This is a genomic window from Pseudomonas sp. NPDC087346, assembly GCF_044744235.1.
GTDB lineage: Bacteria > Pseudomonadota > Gammaproteobacteria > Pseudomonadales > Pseudomonadaceae > Aquipseudomonas.
The window spans coordinates 1-21,210 of record NZ_JBIUXX010000009.1 but is presented as its reverse complement, the minus strand read 5'-3'; the positions used below and the strand labels follow the sequence as shown (position 1 = coordinate 21,210).

Below are 21,210 nucleotides of genomic sequence, written 5' to 3'. Positions count from 1 at the left end.
GCTGGTCCTCCTGCCCCCCCCCCCCCCCCCCCCCCCCCCCCCCCCCTACTCCGAGTTGAACGACGCGGAAGACCAGGCCGAGCGCTTCATGGCGCAGGTGGCCGACAAGGACGCCGGCGACGACGAAGCCATGCACTACGACGCCGACTTCGTTCGTGCGCTGGAGTACGGCATGCCGCCAACGGCGGGTGAAGGCATCGGCATCGACCGTCTGGTGATGTTGCTGACCAACTCCCCGTCGATCCGCGATGTGATCCTGTTCCCGCACATGCGACCGCAAGCGTAAACGTTTCAGTTAAAAAGCCGCCTAAAACAGGCGGCTTTTTATTGCCTGTCTGGTACAAATGTATCAATTGGTTACTTTTGAAATAACAGAGGAAGTCCTGTCGTGATGGTTGCTATGGCTCAAGAGGGTGCAGCGGGTATCGCCACTGCGGTCGCTGAAAGTGTTCAGTACCAGGGCCGCAAGGCCAGCCGACAGGGCAGTGAACAGCGACGCCAGGACATTCTCGATGCGGCGATGCGCATTGTCGTGCGTGACGGCGTGCGTGCAGTGCGCCACCGTGCGGTGGCTGCCGAGGCCGCTGTGCCGCTGTCGGCCACCACTTATTACTTCAAGGATATCGATGACCTGCTCACCGATACCTTCGCGCAATACGTCGAACGCAGCGCCGAATACATGGCCAAGTTGTGGGTCAACAACGAAGGCCTGCTGCGCGAGATGGTGGTCAGTGGCGACGGCAGCCCGGAGTCGCGCTCGCAACTGGCGGACGATATCGCCCGGCTGATGGCTGACTATGTGCACCGGCAACTGGTCAACCGTCGCGAGCACTTGATGGCCGAGCAGGCGTTCCGCCAGGAAGCGCTGCTCAACCCGCGTCTGGCGGAACTGGTGCGCTCGCATCAGCAGATTCTGTTGCAGGGCACCTGCCAGTTGTTTCAGGTATTGGGCTCGCGTGAACCGCAACAGGATGCCAAAGTGTTGACGGCGATTATCGGCCGGATGGAATATCAGGGCCTGCTCAACGGCGCCGAGCCTTTGGCCGAACAGGACATGCTCGGTATCTTGAATCGGTATATGCACCTGGTACTCGCCTCGGTATAACGCAATCCCCTGTAGGAGCTGCCGAAGGCTGCGATCTTTTGATCTTGTTTTTAAAAACCAAAGTCAAAAGATCGCAGCCTTCGGCAGCTCCTACAGGGAGACGTAGTGTTTCATAGGGAGTTTTGAATGAAAGCCTGGCGCGGCGTGCTGATCGCCTTGTCGTTTCTGTTGCTCAGCGGATGCCTGGTGACCTTCAAGGAGCCGATCCCCGCCAGTGCCCCGGCGCCCAAGGGCCTGCTCGGCAAATGGTCGAGCATCAATGCCTGGGGTGAGCCGATGAATCTGGAACTGACCCGCGTCGGCAACGACCGCTATCAGGCTGTCACCTGGCTCAAGGCCAAGCCCGGTGAGCGCGATGCCTATCCTTTCACTGTTTCGCGGCATGGCAGTCGCTGGTATCTGTCGGCGAAAGTCCCGGCACGTTTCGGCGGGCAATACACCATCGCCGGTTTCGAACTGACCGACAAACACGAATTGGTGGTCTACAACCTCGATCTCGAGCAGATCAATCAGGCAATCAAACAGCAAACCCTCGACGGTCAGCCCTTCCAGACCGACGACGGCGACGGCGTGCAGGTCGACAGCCGCCTCGACAAGGTCTTTGCTTACCTCGATGATCCGGCCAATTCCGACGTGTTCGTCGAAGCGGTGCGCTACCAGCGTCAGGTCAAAAGCGGCGCCAAATAATCCAGTACGTCACGTTTTCTACAGGAGTTTCGGGTGGACGATTACCAGCAGACGATACGCATGTTGTCCGATCGCATTGTGCTGGCGCAGACACCGATCCGCGTCCTCGACGCGGTCAAGTGGGACGAGAACGTGCGCAAGGGCTTCCTCAAGGCCAAGGGCAAGGAAATGCCCGCAGTCGATCGCGACTACTACCTCAACCGGCCGCTGACCTTCGATTCGAGCAAGGTCAAACTGGAATTCCAGAACATCGAGCGCGACATCACCCGCCAGCTCGGTCAGTTCAACCCGGTCGGGCAGATCATGCGCCGCATGTGCAAGGAATACCGGATGGTGGTGCGCATGCTCGAAGCGCGTGGCACCGAAGATTTCGGCCTGATCTCGCAAGAGTTGTACGGCGCTGCATCCGATGCATTCCATGCCGGTGACCCGACGCTGGCCGACCTTGGCCTGATGATGTCGGATTACCTGAACAACATCGATGGTCGTGGCGACCTCAAGGACGAACCGAAAATCCTCACCGCCAAGGACGCCGTGCATTTGTTGCAGACGCGTCTGAACAAAGTATTTGGCGAGGCCGAGGAAACCATCCGTGTGTTCGAGTCCGACGGTATCGTCGCCGACGCCGCTGCGGGTGCCGACTACATCAAGATCCGCACCGACGCGATGTTCAACGATCGCGACGTGCGCGCGCTGGAAGTCCATGAAGGTCTGGTGCATGTGGGCACCACGCTCAATGGCTTGAATCAGCCGATCTGCACCTTCCTGTCGAAAGGTCCGCCGTCATCGACGGTGACTCAGGAGGGTTTGGCGATCCTGATGGAAATCATCACCTTCGCGTCCTACCCGAGTCGCTTGCGTAAACTGACCAACCGTACCCGCGCCATTCATATGGTCGAGGAGGGCGCCGACTTCTTGCAGGTCTTCGAGTTCTTCCGCGAGCAGGGCTTCGAAATGGCGGAAAGCTACGGCAACGCCAGTCGTGTGTTCCGTGGATCGACGCCAACCGGTCTGCCATTTACCAAAGACTTGTCCTATCTCAAGGGCTTTATCATGGTTTACAACTACATTCAGTTGGCCGTGCGTAAGGGCAAGCTTGAGCAGATACCGCTGTTGTTCTGCGGCAAGACCACGCTGGAAGACATGCGCACCTTGCGTCAGCTGGTCGACGAGGGGCTGGTGGTACCGCCGAAGTATCTGCCGGACCAGTTCCGCGACTTGAATGCGTTGGCGGCGTGGATGTGCTTCTCCAACTTCCTCAACCATTTGAGCCTGGACCGGATCGAGGCGGATTACTCCAACATCCTCTAACCACAACAGATACCCCTGTGGGAGCTAGCCTGCTAGCGATAGCCATTGCACATTCAACATTGATGTTGCCTGACACACCGCTATCGCCAGCAGGCTAGCTCCTACAGTTTTTTATTGTGTTTCAACCTGAACCTTCGCGAGGTTTCACCGGATGAGAATCCTCGGCATCTTCTGCCTGCTCCTGACCCTCGGTGGTTGCAGTTCGCTGCTGTTCTACCCTGAGCCGGGCCAGATCTTCACCCCGGAAAAAGCCAAGCTCGAATACCGCACCGTGACCCTGACCACCGCCGACGGCCTCAAGCTGAACGCCTGGTGGCTGCCGGCCAAACCGGGCGTCGAAGTCAAAGGCACCGTCCTGCATCTGCACGGCAACGGCGGCAATCTGCCGATGCACCTCGGTGGCAGTTGGTGGTTGCCGAAAAACGGCTATCAAGTGTTGTTGGTCGACTATCGCGGTTATGGATTGTCCGAGGGCAAGCCAAGTTTGCCGGCGATCTATCAGGACATCGACGCCGCGTTCGCCTGGCTCGACAAGGCGCCCGAGGTCAAAGGCAAACCATTGATCCTGCTCGGCCAGAGCCTTGGCGGTTCGATGGCGGTGCATTGGCTGGTGGAGCATCCCGAGCGGCAGAAACAACTGAAGGCGTTGATCCTCGACGGTGCGCCCGCGAGCTATCGCAGCGTCGGCCAATACGCCCTCAGCACGTCATGGCTGACCTGGCCATTTCAAGTGCCGCTGTCGTGGCTGGTGCCGGACGGCGACAGCGCGATCAACGCGATGCCCAAACTCGACGGCGTGCCGAAGCTGATTTTCCACAGTATCGACGATTCGCTGGTACCGCTTTCCAATGGCATCCGTCTGTATCAAGCTGCGCCGCCACCGCGCGTGCTGCAACTGACCCGTGGCGGCCATGTACAGACCTTCGGCGACCCGGTCTGGCGTCAGGTGATGCTGCGCTATCTCGAAGACCCCGAGCATTTCAACGGCCTGCGCCGCCTCGGCGAAATCCCGAATTACCCGCAACCCCCGAATTCTGAAAATGAGAGTCCGCAATGAGTGAAGAACGTAACGCCATCCCGCTGATCATCACCGGTATCTGCAGCATCCTCGGCACCGTCGGTGCGCTGTGGTTCTACGGCTACCTGCATTTCGCCAAACCCGAGGATGCGTTGCTGCTCAACGAATTCACCATGCTCAAGACCGTTCCTGGCGAAGACTACAAAGTCTCGCTGGACCCGGCGCCGCAAGTGGCGCAGTGCATCGACGGCGTGCTGGTGCTGTTCGATACCGAACAGAAAGGCCTGACCGGTGTACTGATCAACGGCCAGAAAAAAGCCGTGCGCTGCATGGGCGAAGAAACCCCGCAAAAACTCGAGCCATAACCGGCTTTTTTGTAGGAGTGAGCCTGCTCGCGGCTACGTCCATTCAGTTGGCATTTATCTAGCTGACTCACCGCCATCGCGAGCAGGCTCACTCCTACAGGGTTTTGTGTTTGTGGATAAAAAAGCCCCGCCTGATTAACTCAGGCGGGGCTTTTGCGTTACGCAGTGAAGCTTAGTTCGAGCTTACCGCCGAACGTGGCATCACTGGCTGGTTGTCGTTGGAAATGGTCACTTCCACACGACGGTTCATTGCACGGCCGGAAACGCTGCCGTTCTCGGCAACCGGATATTCCTTGCCGTATCCCTGCGAAACGATGCGCGCAGGATCTACGCCCATTTTCACCAGAGCAGTACGTACGGAATTAGCGCGACGCTCAGACAGCGTCTGGTTGTGGCTGGCGCTACCTGTGCTATCGGTGTAACCCTCAACGATCACTTTGCGGTCAGGGTTTTCCTGAAGGAACTGCGCGAGTTTGTTGATATTGACCAGACCGCTGGACTTCAGGTCTGCACGGTCGGTGGCGAACAGCACATCACCGAAAGTCACCAGCGTACCGCGATCGGTCTGTTTGGCATTCAGGCTGTCCTGAAGCTGTTTGATCTGCTGATCACGGGCATCCAGACGCGCCTGGGCACGTTGTGCGGAGGCGTTTTTCAGATTGTTTTCAGCGGTGCGCAGGGCGATGGTCTGCTTCGCCACTTCGACACGCTGGTTGGTCAGGTAAGCCAGTTGATCGACCTTGGACGCATCTTGCTTGTCCATGTAGGCCTTGTCAGCCTTGTCGAGGTAATCGCTGGCGTCCTTGGTTTCCAGTGCCGCCACTTTGCTTGCTTGCGGGTTGGCTTGCAGGCCGGCGTAGTTGGTGCGTGCCTGTTCCAGATTCTGGTTTGGCGGAGTGGAGCAGGCAGCCAGGGCAACGCTTGCGGCCAGAAGAGCGGGAATCATCAGTTGCTTACGCATAATTTGTCGTCCTTTCTATCGATAAGAGTTTCAGCCTTGCGGTCGGGATGCGCGCTTATTGCACTGGGCGCTGACTTTCCTGACGCAGTTCCTGAACACCTTTCTGGGAATCCTTCACAGCCAGTTCTGCCTTGGCGGCTTGAGCCTTGCGTTCCGCTACGCGAGCGTCCCACTCGGCCTGTTCGGACAGGGTGCGAGCTTCGTCATACTTCTTGTCGTGCATGGCGATTTCGGCTTGTTTCAGTTTGTCCTGCGCTTGCTTCATCTCGACCGCTGCGAACTCGGTACCGCCAGCGCTGACGGCGCTGTTCACGGCCGATTGAGTCACCGCGTATTGCTCGGTCGGTGGATTACCGGCGCAACCGGCCAGAACGAAGCTGGTGCCGATAGCCAGGGCAGCCAGTTTCAGACCGCGCAGGTGGGAAAACGTGGTTGGGTTTTTCATGGTCTTCAACTCCATTAGGCATCTCCTGAAAACATCTGAATCCATGCCGGTCGAGGAGCCGCAAGCGTCGTGTGAAAGCGCTTTTTTGAAACGCTCGTACCAGGCGTGGTTACAGGTTCCGACCGGAGGCGTTTTTCAAAAGTTCAGAAAAGATGGCTACTGGCCAAAAAAAACATGACCGAATGGACAAGGCTCTAGGACGGGAACTTTGGGGGAGGGGAGGGGTATTTCGTTGTTCTCGGAGGGCGGTAAATAGCAATGTTTTGAAGATAAATACAGTCCCTGTGGGAGCGGGCTTGCCCGCGATGGGGCCGTCAAATTCAGCCATTGTTTGACTGATCTGACGCCATCGCGGGCAAGCCCGCTCCCACAGGTTTTTCTATAGCCAATCAGTGTTTTTGCTTGCCCTCACTGGCCGACAAATCCTGCAAATGCCGCCGCGACAGCGCCAGAAAACGCGGCGTAGGCCCGACGTCCTCATACAGCGGATCACCTTCCTCATCGGTGGCAACCACGGTCGAACCTTTGACATACGGCAGACTCGCCTCGAACTCTTCGAGCGCGCAGCCGATCAGTTCGCCAAGTAGCTCCTCGGGGTGGCGTTTGGGGTACATTTCGGCAATCGCGGCCAGCCTCGCAGCGGCCTCGACATCCAGATGAATCGTGTAGCCAGTGTCGGTCAGGCGACCTTTGGCGTTTTCTTCCCAATGCTGGGCGAGTTCACGGATTTTCATAATGACCTCATGTCACACCTGCTCATGGCAGGCCCTTGTGAGTGTCCGCCGGTGGCCGGCGGCAAGCCGTTGTACGGCTTACTGTTGAGACTAGCTTTTAGCCACAAGGTTTAAAGTCCCTTCGTCGTCTGCTTGTCAGACGCGCCGCAGAGCGGCACTCTCTGTCCACAAGCCTTTGTTTCCAAGCCGTCTGGATTACCGCTGGAGAACTGCTGATGACCGATATTGATGCACGCTTGCGCGAGGACGTTCACCTCTTGGGTGAGCTGTTGGGCAATACCATTCGTGACCAGTATGGCGAGGACTTCCTCGCCAAGATCGAGCAGATCCGCAAGGGCGCCAAGGCTGACCGGCGCGGCTCGATGGACGCCGAACTGAGCGCCAGCCTCAACCAGTTGAGCGAAGACGAATTGCTCCCGGTGGCGCGTGCGTTCAACCAGTTTCTCAATCTGGCGAACATCGCCGAGCAATATCAGTTGATTCATCGTCGCGAAGAATCGCAGCCCGCACCGTTCGAATCCCGCGTGCTACCGGAACTGCTGGCGCGTCTGCGCAGCGAAGGCCACAGCGCCGAATCCCTGGCGCGGCAACTGGCGCGGCTGGAAATCGAACTGGTGCTGACTGCGCACCCGACCGAAGTCGCACGGCGCACACTGATCCAGAAGTACGACGCCATCGCCGCGCAACTTGCAGCTCTGGATCATCGCGACCTGACCAGCGCCGAGCGCGAACAAATCCAGAACACCCTGCAACGCCTGATCGCCGAAGCCTGGCATACCGAGGAAATCCGCCGTACCCGGCCAACCCCGGTGGACGAAGCGAAATGGGGTTTTGCGGTGATCGAGCATTCGCTGTGGCAGGCGATTCCGCACCATATGCGCAAGGCCGATCAGGCGTTGTTTGCCGCTACCGGCCTGCGTCTGCCACTGGAGGCGGCGCCGATCCGCTTCGCTTCGTGGATGGGCGGCGACCGTGACGGCAACCCGAATGTCACCGCTGCGGTGACCCGCGAAGTGTTGCTGCTGGCACGCTGGATGGCGGCCGATCTGTACTTGCGCGATGTCGATCACCTGGCGGCCGAGTTGTCGATGCAACAGGCCAGCGAAGCGCTCAAGGCCAAGGCCGGCGACAGCGCCGAACCGTACCGTGCGGTGCTCAAGCAATTGCGTGAACGGCTGCGAGCCACGCGTAACTGGGCGCACACCTCGTTAACCGCGACCACGCCAGCACCAGCCGATGTGCTGCAAAACAACCGCGATCTGCTTGATCCGCTGGAGCTGTGCTTCAACTCGCTGCACGAATGCGGCATGGGCGTGATCGCCGACGGGCCGTTGCTCGATTGCTTGCGTCGGGCGGTGACGTTTGGCCTGTTTCTGGTGCGCCTCGATGTGCGTCAGGACTCGTCGCGGCACAGCTCGGCGATGACTGAAATCACCGATTACCTGGGCCTCGGTCGTTATGAAGACTGGGACGAAGAGCAGCGCATCACCTTCCTGACCCGCGAACTCACCAATCGTCGGCCACTGCTGCCCGCGCATTTCAAACCGTCGGCCGACACCGCCGAAGTGCTCAATACCTGCAAGGAAATTGCCGCTGCACCGGGCGCCTCGTTGGGCTCTTACGTAATCTCGATGGCTGGCGCTGCATCCGATGTGCTCGCCGTGCAACTGCTGCTGAAAGAGGCCGGCGTGCTGCGGCCGATGCGCGTGGTGCCGCTGTTCGAAACCCTTGCCGACCTCGACAACGCCGGGCCAGTGATCGAGCGTCTGTTGCTGCTGCCGGGTTATCGCGCACGCTTGCAAGGCCCGCAGGAAGTGATGATCGGCTATTCCGACTCGGCCAAGGACGCGGGCACCACCGCCGCCGCCTGGGCGCAATATCGGGCACAGGAACGCCTGGTGGAAATCTGCCGCGAACAGCAAGTCGAACTGCTGTTGTTCCACGGTCGCGGCGGCACCGTGGGCCGTGGCGGCGGTCCGGCGCATGCGGCGATTCTGTCGCAACCACCGGGGTCGGTGGCGGGGCGTTTCCGCACCACCGAGCAAGGGGAAATGATTCGTTTCAAATTCGGCCTGCCGGACATCGCCGAGCAAAACCTCAATCTGTACCTCGCGGCGGTGCTCGAAGCGACCTTGCTGCCACCGCCACCACCGACGCCGGAATGGCGGCATCTGATGGACGAATTGGCCGCCGACGGTGTCAGCGCTTATCGCGCCGTGGTGCGGGAGAATCCGCAGTTCGTCGAATACTTCCGCCAGTCCACGCCGGAACAGGAACTGGGTCGCTTGCCACTGGGCAGCCGGCCAGCCAAGCGCCGTGCTGGCGGTATCGAGAGTCTGCGGGCGATCCCGTGGATCTTCGGCTGGACCCAGACGCGGCTGATGCTGCCGGCGTGGCTCGGCTGGGAGTCGGCGCTGAGCAAAGCGCTGGAGCGTGGCGAGGGTGAACTGCTCGGGCAGATGCGCGAGCAGTGGCCATTCTTCCGAACCCGCATCGACATGCTGGAAATGGTGCTGGCCAAGGCTGACGCGGATATTGCGCTGTCCTACGACGAGCGACTGGTGGAGTCGGACTTGTTACCTTTGGGTGTGCACTTACGCGACCTATTGTCGCAGGCATGTTCCGTGGTACTTGGCCTGACCGGGCAGTCGCAGCTGCTGGCACATAGCCCGGATACCCTCGAATTCATCCGTCTGCGCAACACTTACCTCGACCCGCTACATCTATTGCAGGCCGAGCTGTTGGCCCGTTCGCGGCAGCAGAATGTCGAGCAGGGCAGCCCGGTGGAACAGGCGCTGCTGGTGTCTGTGGCGGGGATTGCCGCCGGTTTGCGTAATACCGGCTAAGATTTTTGCTGGAGCGTACGGCGCCCGGGGCCAGCCTCGGGCGCTGCTTTGTGTGCAGGTGAAATATGCGGTCAGGCGACAGTTAATGATGGGGTTGCGACTTGGGTTACCGGGTCGCAAGGTCGCGGAAGACGTCGGTTTCTCCGACTTTTGGCGTCTTGTGTGGGCGCAGCCTGCTGTGTATCTTGATCAGCCTTTGGCCGTTTGGGCGGCCACGACCGGTTTTTGACAAGATTTGCCCAAAGAGGCGAATCCTTTGTTTTGTATAAGCTTTCTATAAAAAAATTGAGGAGCACATCTAATGCGCGTCATTCTGCTGGGAGCTCCCGGGGCCGGTAAAGGTACTCAGGCTAAGTTCATCACCGAGAAATTCGGCATTCCGCAAATCTCCACCGGCGACATGCTGCGTGCTGCGGTCAAGGCCGGCACTCCACTGGGCGTTCAAGCCAAGAGCATCATGGATGCCGGCGGCCTGGTGTCGGATGACCTGATCATCGCATTGGTCCAGGACCGTATCGCGCAAGCAGATTGCGCCAACGGCTTCCTGTTCGACGGTTTCCCGCGCACCATTCCTCAGGCTGAAGCGCTGGTCACTGCCGGCGTCGAGCTGGACGCAGTGGTTGAAATCGCTGTTGAAGACGAAGAAATCGTTCAGCGTATCGCTGGTCGTCGCGTTCACGAGGCCAGCGGCCGCGTTTACCACATCGTCTACAACCCGCCGAAAATCGCTGGCAAAGACGACATCACCGGTGACGAACTGGTGCAGCGCAAGGACGACACCGAAGAAACCGTGCGTCATCGCCTGTCGGTCTACCATTCGCAGACCAAGCCGCTGGTGGATTTCTACCAGAAGCTGTCGGCCGCCAACGGCAAGCCGAAGTACAGCCACATCCCTGGCGTCGGTTCGGTTGAAGCAATCACCGCCAAGGTGCTTGAAGCGCTGAGCTGAAATGTCTGATCGGCTGCATCATCCACGGCCCGCTTGCGGGCCGTAGTTGTTTATACTGGCGCACTTTTCCCCACCCCTGTTTTGGAAACATCGATGAGCACCTTGCTGGCCCTGGACACCGCGACTGAAGCTTGCTCCGTTGCCTTGCTGCATGACGGCAAGGTCACAAGCCATTACGAGGTGATCCCGCGCCTGCATGCGCAGAAATTGCTGCCGATGATCCAGCAACTGCTGGCCGACGCCGGCACCACCCTGCAAGCGGTGGATGCCATTGCATTTGGCCGTGGCCCGGGCGCTTTCACTGGCGTGCGGATTGCCATCGGTGTGGTGCAAGGGCTGGCGTTCGCGCTGGATCGTCCGGTGCTTCCAGTGTCCAACCTAGCTGTGCTGGCGCAGCGTGCCTATCGCGAACATGGCGTGAGCCAGGTGGCGGCGGCAATCGATGCGCGAATGGATGAAGTCTACTGGGGCTGCTATCGCGAGACGGCGGGGGAGATGCGTCTGGTGGGTGTCGAAGCGGTGTTGCCTCCGGAAGTCGCGGCGCTGCCTGCGGATTCGACCGGCGACTGGTTCGGTGCTGGCACTGGTTGGGGTTATGGCGAGCGAATCGCGGTCAAGCTGACCGGTTCGGACGCAGGAATGTTGCCCCACGCCGAAGACCTGCTGACCCTGGCGCGCTTTGCCTGGGAACGCGGCGAATCGGTCCCGGCAGACGAAGCGCAACCGGTCTACCTGCGCGACAAAGTGGCCACCCCCAAGGCTCGTTGAATGCAAGTGTTCTGTACAGAGAGCTTTTGTGGCGAGGGGATTTATCCCCGTTCGGCTGCGGAGCAGTCGTAGTCGCGTAAAACGCGGTCCCTCAGTAATACCGTGTTTGCTGGTTTTGGGGTTGCTCCGCAACCCAGCGGGGATAAATCCCCTCGCCACAAAAAATCTTCGCAATCCCGGCGCCTTTATTCCAATTCCTGCCAATCGTCAGTTTCCAGCCCCTCGCTTTAAACCTTTTGCCCTTTATGTGTTCTAGTTATCACTCGGCGATTTGCTAAGTCGGTCAGGTGCCGCTAAATTGCCATCATCGATACCGAGCATGAATTTATGCGTATAGACGGCCTTTCCTCTCAGTCCTACCCCATCAAGCGCAAGCCTCGCAAAGGCAATGTTGCGCAGGATGAATCCGTCGATGATATCGAAGGCGAGCTGGAATTCCCGACTGAAGAGCAACTGGCCGCACGTGCTGCCAAAGCCACTGCGCAGCGCCTGAGCAATTTGCCAGCCCGTCAGCAAGACCTGATTTATCACCGTGCGATGAGCAAAAGCGTAGCGATGGCTCTGGCCAGCTACCTGAGCACCGCCGGTTTTGTCGATTGGGATGCCGACGTGCTGGGCCTCGATCTGTACATCTGATGGATCTGCCTTACTACCTCGGTTGCCCGTCCTGGAGCGAAAACGCCTGGCGCGAGTATCTGTACCCGGTAGACGCAAAAACTTCCGACTTCCTCGGTCTCTATTCCCAAGTGTTCAACGCCGTAGAGGGCAATACGACCTTCTACGCCAGCCCGTCGCCGGCCACCGTGCAGCGTTGGGCCGAGATCATGCCCGAACACTTTCGCTTCACCGCCAAGTTTCCCGGTGACATCAGTCACGGCGGTGACTTGCGCGAACAACTGACCGCCGCCGAAAACTTCGTCCAGTTACTCCGTCCGCTCGGTGAGCGGGTATCGCCGCTGTGGCTGCAACTGTCAAAAAGCTTCACCCCGCAACGGTTGCCCGAGCTGGCGGCGTTCATCGATGCGCTGGATTGCCCGCTGGCGGTGGAAGTGCGGCATGAGCAGTTCTTCGCCAAAGGTGAAAGCGAACGCCTGCTCAATCGCCTGTTGCTCGACCGTGGCGTGGAGCGCATCTGCCTCGATCCGCGTGCGTTGTTCAGTTGCCTGTCGACCGAATCATCGGTGATCCACGCCCAGTCGAAAAAGCCCCGAGTACCAACCCGGCCAGCGGCGTTCACCCAATTCCCGCAGGTGCGCTTCATCGGCCATCCCGAGCTGGAAGCCAACGATCCGTTCCTCGTGCCGTGGGTGGCGAAAATCGCCGAGTGGATCGAAGAAGGGCGCACGCCGTACATCTTCCTGCACACCGCCGATAACCTTCTGGCGGCGAAGCTGGCGCAACGTTTTCACGCACAACTGATGCAACGTTTGCCTGGCCTGCCATCCCTGCCTGAGCTATACAGAGAACCCGCCGCCGAGCAACTTGGCCTGCTCTGAGGCGGATTCGTTTCCCTGCCCAGGAGCCCGTCGATGGATGCCCAAGCCTGTAAAGCACAAGAGCGTAGAGCCCACGCCTTCAAAGCCCTGCATGAACGTCCCGGGATTTTCGTGATTCCCAATCCGTGGGATGCGGGCTCGGCGAAGATGCTCGCCAGTCTTGGCTATCAGGCACTCGCCACCACCAGCGCCGGTTACGCGTTTTCCCAAGGCAAAGCCGATGGCGCCTTGAGCCTCGAAGATACCCTGGCCAACGTCCGGGCGATTGTTGCAGCGACGGATCTGCCGGTGGCGGTGGACCTGGAAAACGGTTTCGCCGACGACCCAACCGAATGCGCGCAAAGCCTGATTCGTGCTGCGGAGGCGGGTGCGGTCGGTGGCTCGATCGAAGACGCCACGGGTCGTGCCGATGCGCCGATCTATTGTTTCGATCACGCGGTGGCACGGATCGAAGCAGCCGTCGCCGCCGTGCGCACCTTGCCGTTTCCATTCCTTCTGACGGCACGTGCGGAAAACTATCTGCACGGCAATCCCGACATCAACGACACCATCCGCCGCTTGCAGGCCTTTGCCGAGGCCGGCGCCGACGTGCTTTATGCGCCGGGGCTGCGCAGCGCCGAAGAAGTGCTGGCGGTGGTGCGTGCGGTGGCGCCGAAACCGGTCAACGTGTTGATGTCCGGCGGCTTGAAACTGACGGTGCAACAGTTGGAAGAAATCGGCGTGCGGCGCATCAGCACCGGTTCGGCATTGGCGCTGGCGGCGTACGGTGAGTTTTTCCGCGCGGCGCAAGAGATCCAGCAATCCGGCACGTTTGGCTTTACCTCGCAGTCGATGCCGTATGCGCGGGCCAATCAGTTTTTCAAAGGCTGAACATGGTGCGCTGGATCGGCTTGTTGATTCTGCTGATCCTCAGCAGCGCGGTGGTCAGCGTCTGGCGCGGCTGGCTACCGCTGTCGCCGGAATGGAATCCGTGGGCACCGCTGGATGTGAAGGCGAGGCCGAACTGGCTGACCGGCTACAAACTGATGCGCCTGCGCGGCGATCCGCAATTGTGTGAACAGGTCTTGCGCAGCTCGGGCCTGCGGGTCGCGCCGCAATCGGATACGCCGGACGCCAAGTGTCCGTTGATCGACGCCGTGCGGGTTCAGAGCGGCGAGGTGGCGCTGAGCAGCAGCTTCCTCGCCAGTTGCCCTCTGGCGGTGGCGTACGCGATGTTCGAGCGCCATGAGCTGCAACCGGCCGCTCAGGCTGTTTATGGGCAGCCAGTGACGCGGCTTGATCACCTCGGCAGCTTTGCCTGCCGCAATATCTACAATCGCGAGAATGGCGCTCTCAGCAAGCACGCGAGTGCCGATGCGCTGGATATCGCCGGTTTTCGTCTGGCGGACGGCCGCACGATCAGCGTGCTCAAGGACTGGCCGAAACAAAATCAGGACGCGCAGTTTCTACGTCAGGTGCGTGACGGTGCCTGCGAGATGTTCAGTGTGGTGTTGAGCCCGGATTACAACGCCGCCCATCGCAATCACTTTCATGTCGATGTCGGGCGCTGGAGCGTGTGTCGCTGAGGGTCAGGCGGCGATGCGCAGGTTCTGCAGAACGATCGGACGTGCCCAGCCGTTATCGAAGTCCAGAGCCTTCTGCTGTTCGACGATTTCTTCTGGCGGGAATGGCGGGTACGGCTTCTGCATCAGATCGAGGTCGAACTCGGCAATCGGCAGGTACAGAGGACGTTTTTGCGGCGCAGCGCCCGGCTCCGGAATCGGTTGACCATTGTTGATCACGATTGGACGAACCCAACTGCTGTCGAAGTCCTGCTGCTCTTGCTGAGCCTTGAGTTCTTCTGGCGGGAACGGTGGGAACGGCTTGTCGGCCAGCTCCATTTCGAACTCGGCGATTGGCAGGAACAGCGGCTCTGGCGGACGCACTTCGGTGTCGACCACGTTGCATTCGCGTTGGTCGACGATGTGCGCGTGCAGTTCGCTGCCGACGGTCGGCTCTACATCGCTGTTGAGGTCAACCGGTGGAAAAGTGCCGCAGGCCGGGACCACATCACTCGTCTGCTCGGACATCGCCTGGGCGAAAAAGTCCTGCCACAGGTGGCTGACGCCGCCCAGTGCTTGAGTGTTATGACGGCTGAAGTCGCCTTTGGGCGAAATGTAGCCAATCGATGTGGGAAGAATGCCTGACATTTTTTTCGGTCGACGCTCAGCTCTGGCAAAATGCGCATTGATTGGGTTATCGGCAGTTTTTGCCGATCCTTAACTTTTTGAGCGTGTTTTCCATGATTGAGCAACCTGCGGCCTGCCGCATCCATGTCGAAGCCCTCGGCCCGACGTTCGCGACGCAGGCCGAGCAGTGGGCCGAACGCCTGGGCCTGCCGCTGCAAGTGGCTGACGGCGAGTTCGCCTTGCAGGTCGGCGAGCAGGGTTTGCAGCTGCAACAACTGGGGCCGGACGCGCCGGGCCCGGTGCGGGTGGACTTCGTCGAAGGTGGCGCGGCCCATCGTCGGTTGTACGGCGGCGGCAGCGGCCAGATGATCGCCAAGGCTGTCGGCGTCGCCCAAGGCGTGCGCCCACGGGTGCTGGATGCCACGGCGGGACTGGGCAAGGACGCGTTCGTGCTGGCGAGTCTGGGTTGCGAGATGAGCCTGATCGAACGTCAGCCGCTGATCGGCGCGCTGCTTGAGGATGGTCTGGCGCGTGGCGCGGAAGATTTCGAAGTGGCGCCGATTGTGGCGCGGATGAAGTTGCTCAAGGGCAATTCCATCGAAGTGATGCGCAACTGGGAAGGCGAGCCGCCGCAGGTGATCTACCTTGACCCGATGTTTCCCCATCGCGAGAAAACCGCGCTGGTGAAGAAAGAGATGCGTCTGTTTCGGCCATTGGTCGGTGATGATCCGGATGCGCCGGCTTTGCTTGAAGCTGCCTTGGCGCTGGCCACTCACCGCGTGGTGGTCAAGCGTCCGCGCAAGGCGCCGTGCATTGACGGGCCGAAGCCAAGTCATGCGCTGGATGGCAAATCCAGCCGGTACGACATCTACCCGAAGAAAGCGCTCAAACCCTGAGACCGGGTCGCCCCAATCGCTGGCAAGCCAGCTCCCACAGGGATCGTGGCGTGAACACAAATTGTGTGCACATCACTAAAACCTGTGGGAGCTGGCCTGCCAGCGATGGCGTCAGAACAGACGCTGACGAATCAGGGCCGATAAGCCCGCATAAACAACCCCACCACTTCCTGCACATGGCTCTCCGCCGCCTCGCCAGTCAGCGGCTCGCCGCAGCCATACAGCAGCCGAAAATTCCCCGCGCCCTTGAGCAGGCAAAAGAAATGCTCGGCAGCGTTGCGCGACTTGTCGATGCTCAGCGCGCCGGTTTCATGCACCCGCGTCAGCAAGCGCTCCATGCCTTGCAACATGCGTTGCGGGCCGGCCTCGAAGAAGATCAGTGACAGCTTCGGGTCCTGACTGCCCAGCGCCATGATCAGGCGATGCAGGTTCACCGATTCATCGCTGTTGATCAGTTGATGAAAGCCCCGGGCAATGTTCAGCAACACATTTTCCACGGCGATGCCTTCCGGCAATTCGAAGAACAATGGCGGTAATTGCTGCTCACATTTGGCCACCACGGCGGCGGAGAACAGCGTTTCCTTGTCGTTGAAATGGCTATAGACCGTCAATTTCGACACGCCAGCCTCGGCAGCCACCGCGTCCATGCTGGTGCTGGCATAGCCCTGACTCAGAAACAGGGTTTTCGCCGCTTCGAGGATCGCCTGGCGCTTGGCCAGATCCTTTGGACGGCCCGGGCCGCTTGGAGCTGAAAGATTGTTCGACATTCTTGGCTTTTATTACTGGACTGGTGAGTTTGGTATTAATAACATACCGGCCAGTATAATTATTCCAAGCACCATTAGCGAAAGGTCCGTCATCATGTTCCGCCATGCACTGCACCTCACGTGGCCCTTTGCATTGCCAGTCAGTCTGGTTTTTTTATTGTCCGCGTGCGGTCAGGAAGAGGCGGCGCAAGTCGCTGTACGCCCCGCCATGGTGGTGCAGCCGGAGCCTTCGGCGCAGGCGATGGAAAGTTATCCGGGTGAGGTTCGCGCTCGCTATGAACCGGATCTGGCGTTCCGTATTGGCGGCAAAGTCAGCCGACGACTGGTCGAAGAAGGTCAGCGTGTGAAGGCCGATCAGGCCCTCGCTGAACTCGATCCGCAGGATGTACGCCTGCAACTGGAAGCCACCCGCGCTCAGGTCAGCGCCGCCGAGGCCAATCTGAACCTGGTACGCGCCGAGCGTGACCGCTACAAGACCTTGATGGATCGGCAGATGGTCAGTCGCTCCGCCTATGACAACTCTGAAAACCTCTACCGCTCTGGCGAAGCCCGCCTCAAACAAATCAAAGCCGAATTCAACGTTTCGACCAATCAGGCCAGTTACGCGGTGCTGCGTGCGCCACAGGATGGCGTGGTAGCCAAGCGTTTGATTGAAGTCGGGCAGGTGGTCGCCGCCGGGCAAACCGTGTTCACCCTCGCCACCGACGGCGAGCGTGAAGTGTCGATCAGCCTGCCGGAACAGAATTTTGGCCGCTTCAAGGTCGGTCAGCCGGTGTCGGTGGAATTGTGGACGCAACCAAACCAGCGCTTCCCCGGGCAGATTCGTGAGCTGTCGCCCGCCGCCGATCCTAAGTCGCGGACCTTCGCTGCACGCATCGCATTCACCGCCGGCAAAGTCCCGGCCGAACTCGGCCAAAGCGCCCGGGTGTTCGTGCAAACCGCAGAAACCGTGCCGCTGTCGGTGCCGCTCTCGGCATTGACCGCTGAAAACGGCGCGACCTATGTCTGGGTCGTCAGCGCCAACAACACCTTGAAGAAGACTCCTGTGCGCATCGGCCCGTTCGGCGAAAAAACCGTGCCGGTGCTCGAAGGTCTCAATGCCAGCGACTGGGTAGTGGCCGCTGGTGTACACGTGCTGCTCGAAGGACAGCAGGTGCGCCCCGTGGATCGCTCCAACCGTGTGGTCAATCTGGCGGACAAGGAGTAAGTCCCGATGCGCTTCAACCTTTCCGAATGGGCGTTGCGTAATCGCCAGATCGTACTGTTCCTGATGCTTCTTCTGGCCATCGTTGGCGCGGTGTCCTACACCAAGTTGGGCCAAAGTGAAGACCCGCCGTTCACCTTCAAGGCCATGGTGATTCAAACCCGTTGGCCGGGAGCGACAGCGCAGGAAGTCTCGCGTCAGGTCACTGAACGTATCGAAAAGAAGCTGATGGAAACCGGCGAGTACGAACGCATTGTGTCGTTCTCGCGTCCCGGTGAATCGCAGGTCACGTTCATTGCCCGCGATTCGATGCACTCCAAGGACATTCCTGACCTCTGGTATCAGGTGCGCAAGAAGATCAGCGACATTCGTCAGACCTTGCCACCGGGCATTCAGGGCCCGTTCTTCAACGATGAATTCGGCACTACCTTCGGCAATATCTATGCGCTGACTGGCGACGGTTTCGACTACGCCGTGCTCAAGGATTACGCCGACCGTGTGCAGATTCAGCTGCAACGGGTCAAGGATGTCGGCAAGGTCGACCTGCTCGGGTTGCAGGACGAGAAGATCTGGGTCGAACTGTCCAACGTCAAACTCGCCACCCTCGGCTTGCCACTGGCGGCGGTGCAGCAGGCGCTGGAGGAACAGAACGCAGTGTCCACTGCCGGGTTCTTCGAAACGGGTAGCGAGCGATTGCAGCTACGGGTTTCGGGAAATTTTCAGACCGTCGATGAGATCAAGAACTTCCCGATCCGCGTTGGTGATCGTACGTTCCGCATCTCCGATGTCGCTGAAGTGCACCGTGGTTTCAATGATCCACCGGCGCCACGCATGCGTTTCATGGGCGAAGACGCTATCGGTCTGGCTGTGGCGATGAAGGATGGCGGCGATATTCTGGTGCTGGGTAAAGCGCTGGAAGTCGAGTTCTCACGCATCCAGAACAACCTTCCGGCCGGCATGCAACTGCGCAAGGTGTCCGATCAACCGGCAGCGGTGAAAACCGGGGTCGGCGAGTTCGTTCAGGTGTTGGTCGAAGCGCTGGCGATTGTGTTGCTGGTGAGCTTCTTCTCGCTCGGCGTGCGCACCGGCATGGTCGTCGCGTTGACCATTCCGCTGGTGTTGGCGATGACCTTTGCCTGCATGTATTACCTGGGCATCGGCCTGCACAAAATCTCGCTCGGGGCTTTGGTGCTGGCGCTGGGTTTGCTGGTGGACGACGCGATCATCGCCGTGGAAATGATGGCGATCAAAATGGAGCAGGGTTTCGACCGGATCAAAGCCGCGAGTTACGCCTGGACCAGCACTGCATTCCCGATGCTCACCGGTACGTTGATCACCGCCGCAGGCTTTTTGCCGATTGCCACGGCGCAGTCCGGCACCGGCGAATACACCCGTTCGATCTTCCAGGTGGTGACCATTGCGCTGCTCGCCTCATGGGTAGCGGCAGTGGTGTTTGTGCCGTATCTGGGGGAAAAACTCCTGCCGGATCTGGCGAAAATTCATGCGGCCAAACATGGCGTCGACGACGGTCATCCAGACCCTTACGCAACGCCGTTTTATCAGCGGGTTCGACGTCTGGTGGAGTGGTGCGTGTCTCACCGCAAAACCGTGATTGTGCTGACGGTCGGGTTGTTTATCGCTTCGGTGGTGTTGTTCCGTTTTGTCCCGCAGCAATTCTTCCCGGCTTCGAATCGACTGGAGTTGATGGTCGATCTGAAACTCGCTGAAGGTGCTTCGCTGGCCAATACCACCGGCGAGGTCAAACGCCTCGAAGCGATGCTCAAGGAACACGCCGGCATCGATAACTATGTGGCGTATATCGGCACCGGTTCACCGCGTTTTTATCTGCCGCTGGATCAGCAATTGCCGGCCGCGAGCTTTGCCCAGTTTGTGGTGTTGGCCAAGACCATCGAGGAGCGCGAGGCTCTGCGCACCTGGTTGATCGATACCTTGAACGAACAATTCCCGGCCCTGCGTTCGCGGGTCACACGGCTGGAAAACGGGCCGCCGGTGGGTTACCCGGTACAGTTCCGCGTGACCGGGGAGCACATCGAAGAAGTCCGTGCGTTGGCGCGTAAAGTGGCGGCCAAGGTTCGCGAGAATCCGCATGTGGTGAATGTGCATCTGGACTGGGAAGAACCGAGCAAGGTCGTGTACCTGAACATCGATCAGGATCGTGCTCGGGCGCTTGGTGTGAGCACTGCCAATCTGGCGAAATTTCTCCAGAGTTCGCTGACCGGATCGAGTGTCAGTCAGTATCGCGAAGACAACGAGTTGATCGAGATTCTGCTGCGCGGCACGGTGCATGAGCGTACCGAGTTGTCGTTGCTGCCGAGTCTGGCGGTGCCGACCGACAATGGCCGCAGTGTGGCGTTGTCGCAGGTTGCCACGCTGGAATATGGCTTTGAGGAAGGGATCATCTGGCACCGTAATCGCCTGCCGACGGTGACGGTGCGTGCGGACATTTATGGCAAGGAGCAACCGGCGACGCTGGTGCAGCAGATTCAGCCGACGCTTGATCCGATCCGCGCTGAATTGCCGGACGGTTATCTGCTGGATGTGGGCGGTACGGTCGAGGATTCGGAGCGTGGGCAGAAGTCGGTGAACGCCGGGGTGCCGATGTTCATTGTGGTGGTGCTGACGTTGCTGATGGTGCAACTGCGTAGCTTCTCGCGTACGGCGATGGTGTTTCTGACGGCGCCGTTGGGGTTGATCGGGGTGACGCTGTTTTTGATGGTGTTCCGTCAGCCGTTCGGGTTTGTGGCGATGCTGGGGACGATTGCGCTGTCCGGGATGATCATGCGGAACTCGGTGATTCTGGTGGATCAGATCGAGCAGGATATTGCTGCCGGGCTTAAGCCTTGGCAGGCGATTATCGAGGCTACGGTGCGGCGCTTTCGGCCGATTGTGTTGACGGCGCTGGCGGCGGTTCTGGCGATGATTCCGTTGTCGCGCAGTGTGTTTTTTGGGCCGATGGCGGTGGCGATCATGGGGGGGTTGATTGTGGCTACGGCGTTGACTCTTTTGTTTTTGCCGGCGTTGTATGCGGCTTGGTTCAGGGTGCGTAAGGAGGGGTGATTTTTTTGGCGTGGCGGCCTTTGGGCCGGCCATGCTCTTGGGGTTTTTGGTGTATATCCGTTGCTGCGGTGATGGCTGCTTAGGGTTTCGCCCTTACGGCGACTCACTTTTTTACAAGCGCCTAAAAAAGTAAGCAAAAAACGCTGGGCCCCGGCGTTCGGCCCGCTCGCTGGGGCTCGGGGTTCCTTCGTTGCGGGTTTCATCCGGGGGGATCGCCTACGGTTTGCTGCGCTGCACCTCCTCTCGATCTGTTCGACTGCGTCGAACGGCGCTGCGCGCCCACCCCCGGATGAATCCCTCCACTCAGCCTGCCGATGTAGGTCGTCCGTTCTTTCTTCTTCCATACTGATAGCGCTGGAATTGGTCAGCAAGATAGGAAGGAACATGCACCTGTGGGCTACGAATATGCCTG

21 protein-coding genes are annotated in these 21,210 nt (G+C 59.6%); 16 read left to right on the top strand and 5 right to left on the bottom strand.

The window, feature by feature from the left end; translation table 11 throughout:
- From ACIOZM_RS07635 to ACIOZM_RS07610, 6 genes are all read left to right on the top strand, one after another.
- The coding region (locus ACIOZM_RS07635) for an amino acid--tRNA ligase-related protein (protein WP_401211476.1) at nucleotides 1-286 on the top strand (286 nt) is incomplete at its 5' end.
- 114 nt (nucleotides 287-400) lie between these two features.
- Nucleotides 401-1,105: a TetR/AcrR family transcriptional regulator gene (locus ACIOZM_RS07630; RefSeq protein ID WP_401211913.1), complete on the top strand. Its 705-nt coding sequence runs from the start codon at nucleotides 401-403 to the stop codon at nucleotides 1,103-1,105.
- 126 nt (nucleotides 1,106-1,231) lie between these two features.
- Nucleotides 1,232-1,792, top strand: a complete 561-nt coding sequence (locus ACIOZM_RS07625; RefSeq protein ID WP_401211473.1) for a hypothetical protein — start codon at nucleotides 1,232-1,234, stop codon at nucleotides 1,790-1,792.
- 60 nt (nucleotides 1,793-1,852) lie between these two features.
- On the top strand, nucleotides 1,853-3,103 hold the full coding sequence (locus ACIOZM_RS07620; RefSeq protein ID WP_401211910.1) for a flavohemoglobin expression-modulating QEGLA motif protein: 1,251 nt from the start codon (nucleotides 1,853-1,855) through the stop codon (nucleotides 3,101-3,103).
- A gap of 151 nt (nucleotides 3,104-3,254) precedes the next feature.
- Complete coding sequence (locus tag ACIOZM_RS07615; protein ID WP_401211471.1) at nucleotides 3,255-4,160, top strand: alpha/beta hydrolase; 906 nt, start codon at nucleotides 3,255-3,257, stop codon at nucleotides 4,158-4,160.
- Nucleotides 4,157-4,486 (top strand): hypothetical protein, encoded by a 330-nt coding sequence (locus ACIOZM_RS07610; RefSeq protein ID WP_401211468.1) that lies wholly within the window; start codon nucleotides 4,157-4,159, stop codon nucleotides 4,484-4,486. The genes ACIOZM_RS07615 and ACIOZM_RS07610 overlap by 4 nt, the downstream gene beginning before the upstream one ends.
- Nucleotides 4,487-4,658: 172 nt before the next feature.
- On the opposite strand, the gene ACIOZM_RS07605 is transcribed toward ACIOZM_RS07610, so the two are convergent.
- The 3 genes from ACIOZM_RS07605 to ACIOZM_RS07595 all read right to left on the bottom strand — a co-directional run bounded on the left by ACIOZM_RS07605 (nucleotide 4,659) and on the right by ACIOZM_RS07595 (nucleotide 6,626).
- Nucleotides 4,659-5,447, bottom strand: coding sequence for an OmpA family protein (locus ACIOZM_RS07605; RefSeq protein ID WP_401211465.1), 789 nt, complete (start codon nucleotides 5,445-5,447; stop codon nucleotides 4,659-4,661).
- Nucleotides 5,448-5,502: 55 nt separating this feature from the next.
- The gene (locus ACIOZM_RS07600) at nucleotides 5,503-5,907 is read right to left on the bottom strand and encodes a DUF4398 domain-containing protein (protein ID WP_401211462.1); all 405 of its coding nucleotides are present in this window, start codon (nucleotides 5,905-5,907) and stop codon (nucleotides 5,503-5,505) included.
- Nucleotides 5,908-6,281: 374 nt separating this feature from the next.
- Nucleotides 6,282-6,626, bottom strand: a complete 345-nt coding sequence (locus ACIOZM_RS07595; protein WP_401211459.1) for a pilin assembly protein — start codon at nucleotides 6,624-6,626, stop codon at nucleotides 6,282-6,284.
- Nucleotides 6,627-6,841: 215 nt separating this feature from the next.
- Between ACIOZM_RS07595 and ppc the strand changes: the two genes are divergently transcribed.
- From ppc to ACIOZM_RS07560, 7 genes are all read left to right on the top strand, one after another.
- Nucleotides 6,842-9,472: a phosphoenolpyruvate carboxylase gene (ppc, locus tag ACIOZM_RS07590; protein WP_401211456.1), complete on the top strand. Its 2,631-nt coding sequence runs from the start codon at nucleotides 6,842-6,844 to the stop codon at nucleotides 9,470-9,472.
- Nucleotides 9,473-9,773: 301 nt separating this feature from the next.
- Nucleotides 9,774-10,421 (top strand): adenylate kinase, encoded by a 648-nt coding sequence (gene adk / locus ACIOZM_RS07585; RefSeq protein WP_401211453.1) that lies wholly within the window; start codon nucleotides 9,774-9,776, stop codon nucleotides 10,419-10,421.
- A gap of 93 nt (nucleotides 10,422-10,514) precedes the next feature.
- Nucleotides 10,515-11,189: a tRNA (adenosine(37)-N6)-threonylcarbamoyltransferase complex dimerization subunit type 1 TsaB gene (gene tsaB, locus ACIOZM_RS07580; protein ID WP_401211451.1), complete on the top strand. Its 675-nt coding sequence runs from the start codon at nucleotides 10,515-10,517 to the stop codon at nucleotides 11,187-11,189.
- Nucleotides 11,190-11,516: 327 nt separating this feature from the next.
- Nucleotides 11,517-11,825: a hypothetical protein gene (locus ACIOZM_RS07575; protein WP_401211448.1), complete on the top strand. Its 309-nt coding sequence runs from the start codon at nucleotides 11,517-11,519 to the stop codon at nucleotides 11,823-11,825.
- Nucleotides 11,825-12,685 carry a DUF72 domain-containing protein gene (locus tag ACIOZM_RS07570; protein ID WP_401211446.1) on the top strand — a complete coding sequence of 287 codons (861 nt, stop codon included), beginning with the start codon at nucleotides 11,825-11,827 and terminating at the stop codon, nucleotides 12,683-12,685. The genes ACIOZM_RS07575 and ACIOZM_RS07570 overlap by 1 nt, the downstream gene beginning before the upstream one ends.
- A gap of 33 nt (nucleotides 12,686-12,718) precedes the next feature.
- Nucleotides 12,719-13,555, top strand: a complete 837-nt coding sequence (locus ACIOZM_RS07565) for an oxaloacetate decarboxylase (RefSeq protein WP_401211443.1) — start codon at nucleotides 12,719-12,721, stop codon at nucleotides 13,553-13,555.
- A 2-nt stretch (nucleotides 13,556-13,557) separates the two neighbouring features.
- Nucleotides 13,558-14,250 carry an extensin family protein gene (locus ACIOZM_RS07560; RefSeq protein ID WP_401211440.1) on the top strand — a complete coding sequence of 231 codons (693 nt, stop codon included), beginning with the start codon at nucleotides 13,558-13,560 and terminating at the stop codon, nucleotides 14,248-14,250.
- A gap of 3 nt (nucleotides 14,251-14,253) precedes the next feature.
- Here the strand turns inward: ACIOZM_RS07560 and ACIOZM_RS07555 are convergent, their stop codons facing one another.
- A complete protein-coding gene (locus ACIOZM_RS07555) occupies nucleotides 14,254-14,874 on the bottom strand; it encodes an energy transducer TonB (RefSeq protein WP_401211438.1) in 621 nt (206 codons plus the stop codon).
- Between the two features lie 92 nt (nucleotides 14,875-14,966).
- Here ACIOZM_RS07555 and ACIOZM_RS07550 point away from each other — a divergent pair, with 92 nt between their 5' ends.
- Nucleotides 14,967-15,749 carry a class I SAM-dependent methyltransferase gene (locus ACIOZM_RS07550; protein ID WP_401211436.1) on the top strand — a complete coding sequence of 261 codons (783 nt, stop codon included), beginning with the start codon at nucleotides 14,967-14,969 and terminating at the stop codon, nucleotides 15,747-15,749.
- A gap of 131 nt (nucleotides 15,750-15,880) precedes the next feature.
- On the opposite strand, the gene ACIOZM_RS07545 is transcribed toward ACIOZM_RS07550, so the two are convergent.
- The gene (locus ACIOZM_RS07545) at nucleotides 15,881-16,516 is read right to left on the bottom strand and encodes a TetR/AcrR family transcriptional regulator (protein WP_401211434.1); all 636 of its coding nucleotides are present in this window, start codon (nucleotides 16,514-16,516) and stop codon (nucleotides 15,881-15,883) included.
- A 94-nt stretch (nucleotides 16,517-16,610) separates the two neighbouring features.
- Here ACIOZM_RS07545 and ACIOZM_RS07540 point away from each other — a divergent pair, with 94 nt between their 5' ends.
- Together ACIOZM_RS07540 and ACIOZM_RS07535 are read left to right on the top strand one after the other, a co-directional pair.
- Nucleotides 16,611-17,723, top strand: coding sequence for an efflux RND transporter periplasmic adaptor subunit (locus ACIOZM_RS07540; RefSeq protein ID WP_401211431.1), 1,113 nt, complete (start codon nucleotides 16,611-16,613; stop codon nucleotides 17,721-17,723).
- A 6-nt stretch (nucleotides 17,724-17,729) separates the two neighbouring features.
- Nucleotides 17,730-20,798 (top strand): efflux RND transporter permease subunit, encoded by a 3,069-nt coding sequence (locus ACIOZM_RS07535; RefSeq protein ID WP_401211429.1) that lies wholly within the window; start codon nucleotides 17,730-17,732, stop codon nucleotides 20,796-20,798.
- Nucleotides 20,799-21,210: the final 412 nt, after the last annotated feature.